Genomic DNA, 1,691 nt, shown 5'->3' on the forward strand with positions numbered 1-1,691 from the left:
TTCCTACAAATTACTATCTTAGTCTCAACGGAAAAATTTGAGCTAAACAGCTTGCGTCTTTCCCGCGGAACATCAGCTGCATACGCAAGCTGTAAAACCGCAACAAATCATACACAATTACGTTGTACACCATTTGAAAAAGACATTCTACATATCGATTTTGATTTTAGCATTCAGCGGAATAGCAAATGCTCAAATATCTGGTCATCTATTTTTGGACGAATCAGAATTACCTGGAGTTGAAGTATATTTTAAAAATTCGGATTTGAAAATAAATTCGGATTTTGACGGATTCTTTGAATTGCAAATACCTGAACGAATAGTAAAAGCGGACTTGATTTTAAAAGACCGTGAATTATCAGTTGAAATACTTAATCTGGAATTTGAATTTACAAAGTTGGATTTAGGTAAAATTGAGTTGCCTACTTTTAAAAGTATCGATATTGAGGAATATGAACAACTCTCTGAATTGGAAAAGAAAAGTTGCTATCCGATAAAACACTACGCTAATTTATTAGGCTATTGGTACACTAACAAATTAGAGAATGATTATTTAACCTTGAATTGCAAGAATAAAATAACGGAATTTGAATATAATCCAGAGACTAAAACTGTATCTGTAGATTGGAATTTAATAAAAGACTGTGAATAAAAAACGGTGTACAACAATGTATAACCGCAATTACGGCGGATTCGACTACGTCCGAATCCACTCGGAATTGCTAAAGTCAGTGTCAAACCGAAAATTAACGCATATTAACCCGTAACTGACGGTTATACGAGACCGTTGTGTGTAATGTAAAAAAAACCGTGAATGAAAAAAATCTACCAACGAATTGAATATCTAGGGTACTATGAAATTATAGGAGGAATATTCGGATTATTACTCATTTTTTTAAGCTTTTATGATAAGTTGAATTCAAACGGATTTTTCATTTTTTCACTTTCATTATTTGTTACGTTATGCGGAATTTCAATTTATAGCGGAATTTTACTCACTCAAAAAAAATATCAGAAAGGTCTAAATCTATCTCTTTTTTCACAAGCGACTCAAGTTATTAGTTTTGTCCTATTTGGTTACATTTTTGACTTTGCAATTGGAATTTATCTTCGAATAACGACAGAATTGACTAATGATACTATGGTTGGACTTGACTTTGGATTTGCAAATTGGAATTTATCTAGAAATGCGAATCCTGACATAATTGAATTGAATATAAATATTGTAGCAATAATTCTCTTATTGTTCATCGCAAAATCAGCTGACCGAATAAAAGCCGAATTGAAAAAAGAAAACGACTGAATTAAACACTACACACAACAACGTGTATAATCCATGCTCTACTCTAGCTTCAGTTTTAATTCTTATATTTAAACTTTAGAATCGTAACGACGGAAAATAACGATCGTTTCCAATCGCACGATATCATACACAATTACGTTGGCAATAATGCTTGAAATTCGAAAATGAATAATTGGTATCACATAAAGACAGAGCAATTTGGTTATCCACAACCAGAAGACGACTTTGGATATATGGAATTGACTTATGAACCAAATATTGGTTGTCCGACTTGCCACATTGGAATAAAACAAAATAATCCATTTCGTTTCAGAAGTGAGCCTAAAGCCAAAAACAGTCAGTTTATAGGACTGAATTGGGTATTTGACCAAATTTTTGTGCGCGAACC

Annotated in this window: 3 protein-coding genes; all 3 read left to right on the top strand. The window is 32.6% G+C overall.

What is annotated here, in order from left to right:
• The first annotated feature begins 160 nt into the window (after positions 1-160).
• Entirely contained in the window at positions 161-652 is a 492-nt protein-coding gene (locus tag ACU8DI_RS15285; protein ID WP_447113662.1) for a hypothetical protein, read from the top strand.
• Between the two features lie 162 nt (positions 653-814).
• Positions 815-1,303 carry a hypothetical protein gene (locus ACU8DI_RS15290; RefSeq protein ID WP_447113663.1) on the top strand — a complete coding sequence of 163 codons (489 nt, stop codon included), beginning with the start codon at positions 815-817 and terminating at the stop codon, positions 1,301-1,303.
• A 164-nt stretch (positions 1,304-1,467) separates the two neighbouring features.
• A partial coding sequence (locus ACU8DI_RS15295; protein ID WP_447113601.1) for a hypothetical protein occupies positions 1,468-1,691 on the top strand: 224 nt, incomplete at its 3' end.

The sequence above is a fragment of the Psychroserpens sp. BH13MA-6 genome, from assembly GCF_052983595.1.

Coding starts and splice junctions, on each gene's coding strand:
- ACU8DI_RS15290 (WP_447113663.1), top strand. CDS start 815: ATGAAAAAAATCTACCAACGAATTGAATATCTAGGGTACTATGAAATT.